This window comes from Streptomyces sp. MBT53, assembly GCF_016654115.1.
Lineage (GTDB): Bacteria > Actinomycetota > Actinomycetes > Streptomycetales > Streptomycetaceae > Streptomyces.
This window is the reverse complement of sequence record NZ_JAEQAZ010000401.1, coordinates 1-2,539: the sequence shown is the minus strand read 5'-3', so window position 1 is coordinate 2,539 and position 2,539 is coordinate 1. Positions and strand designations below refer to the sequence as shown.

At 70.8% G+C, this 2,539-nt stretch carries 3 protein-coding genes; 2 read left to right on the top strand and 1 reads right to left on the bottom strand.

The window, feature by feature from the left end; all coding sequences use genetic code 11:
- Positions 1-247, top strand: a 247-nt coding sequence (locus tag JHN45_RS51545; RefSeq protein WP_268982495.1) for a jacalin-like lectin, incomplete at its 5' end; no start/stop codon positions are given.
- A 77-nt stretch (positions 248-324) separates the two neighbouring features.
- Here JHN45_RS51545 and JHN45_RS51540 read toward each other — a convergent pair.
- Positions 325-1,320, bottom strand: coding sequence for an Lrp/AsnC family transcriptional regulator (locus tag JHN45_RS51540; protein WP_200709110.1), 996 nt, complete (start codon positions 1,318-1,320; stop codon positions 325-327).
- 198 nt (positions 1,321-1,518) lie between these two features.
- Between JHN45_RS51540 and JHN45_RS51535 the strand changes: the two genes are divergently transcribed.
- On the top strand, positions 1,519-2,539 hold a 1,021-nt coding region (locus JHN45_RS51535), incomplete at its 3' end, for an MFS transporter (RefSeq protein ID WP_201056411.1).

The following is a 2,539-nucleotide window of genomic DNA, read 5'->3' as shown; positions in this document are numbered from 1 at the left end:
GTCCTCACTGACACTGGGCAGTGGCGAGTACGTGACATCGGCGTACCTGTGCGAGAGCAAGTACAACGACACCACGCGGATCTTCTACGCCAAGTTCACCACCAACCTCGGCAACACCCTGGCCGGTGGCACCACCACCTCGGACTGCGTGACCCGCACCGCCCCCTCCGGCTGGCAGATCGCCGGCTTCCACGGACGCTCCGGCGACGAGCTGGACAAGGTCGGCTTCATCTACACCAAGCGCTGACCCGCACCACGGCACCCTGTCCGTCCGCCGGATCACCCGCCGCCGCGGGTGATCCGGCCCGGTGCGTCCCGACCGCCCTACGCGAACGCCGGGGGTACCAGTCGCCCGCGCGAGATGAGCGAGGTGGCCTGCTTCAGGGTGTGGACGCGGATGCTCACGCCGTAGCCGTCGATGCCCGGGACGGTGGCGACCTTCGTGGTCAGGTAGCGGTACAGGTCCTCGGTGTCGCGACAGACGGCGACGACCATGATGTTGGAGTCGCCGCTGATGGCGGCGGCGAAGGCGACCTCGTCGTGGCCCGCGAGTTCCTCGCCGGCGCGTGCGAGGTGGGCCGGGGCGACCCGCAGCCACAGGGTGGTGCTCAGCGCGAAACCCAGGCGTGCGGAGAGCAGTTCGACGTCGTAGGCGAGGACCCCCGAGGTCTCCAGGGCGTCCAGACGGCGGGCCACGCGGGCCGTGGACCAGCCGGTGACGTCGGCGAGCTGGGTGTGGGTGGCGCGGCCGTCCTCCGCGAGCGCGTCGAGGAGCGGAGTGTCCTCGTCGGTGAGGCGTACGGGCGGTCCGGTGGGGGTCAACGGCCGGTCTCCGACGAGGAGTTGGATCTGCTCGGGCGTGAGGTGGCCGCCATGGCCCGTCCAGTCGCTCACGCCGGACGTGCCGAAGGGGTGGATGAGCAGGTCGATGCTCACGTCGAGGACGGCCGCCGACCTGGGCAACTGGCGCAGCAGGACGTCGTCGCGCGACACATGAACGGGTGCGGTGATGACGCAGATGATCTCCGAGCCGCCGGACGCAAGTCCCGCGTAGGCGATGTCGGGCCGTCGGGTGAGGACGTCGGCGAGCGGGCCGACCCGGTCGGGGCGGCAGCGGATCCGGGCCACCCAGCGCGCGTCGCCGTGGACGGCCGGATCGACGAGGCCGACCACCCGCATCACCCCGGCTCGGCGCAGCGCGTGGAAGCGGCGGGCCGCGGTCTGCTCCGAGACCCCGGCCACCTCGCCGATCAGCCGGAACGAGGCGCGTGGCGCGCACTGCAGGGCGCGGAGGATTTTCCCGTCGACTGCGTCTGTCATGGGGAAAGTCTGACACTGTCCGGGACCGTATTGGAGGTTTCCGGTCGCTTCTCGGTCGTACGTTGGTGATTGTCGATGCCGGAGCCGATCCTGGGACGCGTGCCCGTTCGAGGGCACCGCAGTCAAGAAGGAGAGTTCTCCGTGAACGTCACGACCCCGGCGAGCGGGACGGCCGACCGACGGGCGGCCACCCTCGTCATGGCCTGCCTCGGCGTCTTCGTCGCCTACTTGCCGGTGACCACGGTCGCCGTGAGCCTGCCCGCGATCCAGTCGGCGCTCAACGCGTCGACCGCCCAACTGTCCTGGGTCCAGGACGCGTTCGTGCTGCCCATGGCCGCGTTCATCCTCACCGCCGGTGTCTTCGGCGATGTGCACGGGCGCAAGAAGGTGTTCCAGGCGGGCCTGCTGTTCGCCGCCGCCGGAGCCGCCGTGGCGCTGTGCGCGCAGTCGGTGCAGGTGCTGTGGATCGGCCAGGCGCTCGCCGGTCTCGGCGCGGCGACCCTGCTGCCCACCACCCTCGCGCTGATCAGCCACGCGGTGCCCGACCACCGGGAGCGCGGCAAGTTCATCGGCCTGTGGGCGACCTCGCTCATGGCCGCGCTGGCGGTCGGCCCGCTGATCGCCGGCGTCATCCTCGACCACACCTCATGGCGCTGGATCTACCTGCTGTCCGTCCCCGTCCCGCTGATCGCACTCGGCGTCGCCGCCCGCCTGCTCCCCGACTCCCGGGCCCCGCACGGCCGCAAGCTGGACTGGCCCGGCCAGCTGACGGCGACCCTCTCCATCACCGCACTCGTCTACGGCGTGATCGAGGGCGGCGCCGGTTCCTTCACGGACGTCAAGGTCATGGTGGCCCTGTTCACGGCGGTGGCCGGTGGCGTCGCGTTCGTGTTCGCGGAGCGGCGCAGCGAGAGCCCGATGCTGGATCTCACGCTGTTCCGCAGCCCGGCGTTCACCGCCACCACGCTGGTCGCGATGATCACCTTCCTGGCGCTGATCGGCTTCTTCTTCCTGCTCAGCCTGTACTTCGGTCTCGTCCAGCAGCTAGACACGATGGGAGCGGCCTGGCGGCTGCTCATGGTCACCGCGGCGGCGATCGTGGTCGGCCAGCCGGTCGGGCGGCTCATGCACCGGGTCGCCCCGCGCGTCCTGATCACCGGCGGTCTGCTCGTCATCTCCGGCGCGCTGTTCTCGCTGACCGGCGTCGACGCCGGCACCT

Bases quoted from the DNA above. Each gene is read 5' to 3' on its own strand.
- JHN45_RS51540 (WP_200709110.1), bottom strand. From the start codon at position 1,320: ATGACAGACGCAGTCGACGGGAAAATCCTCCGCGCCCTGCAGTGCGCG.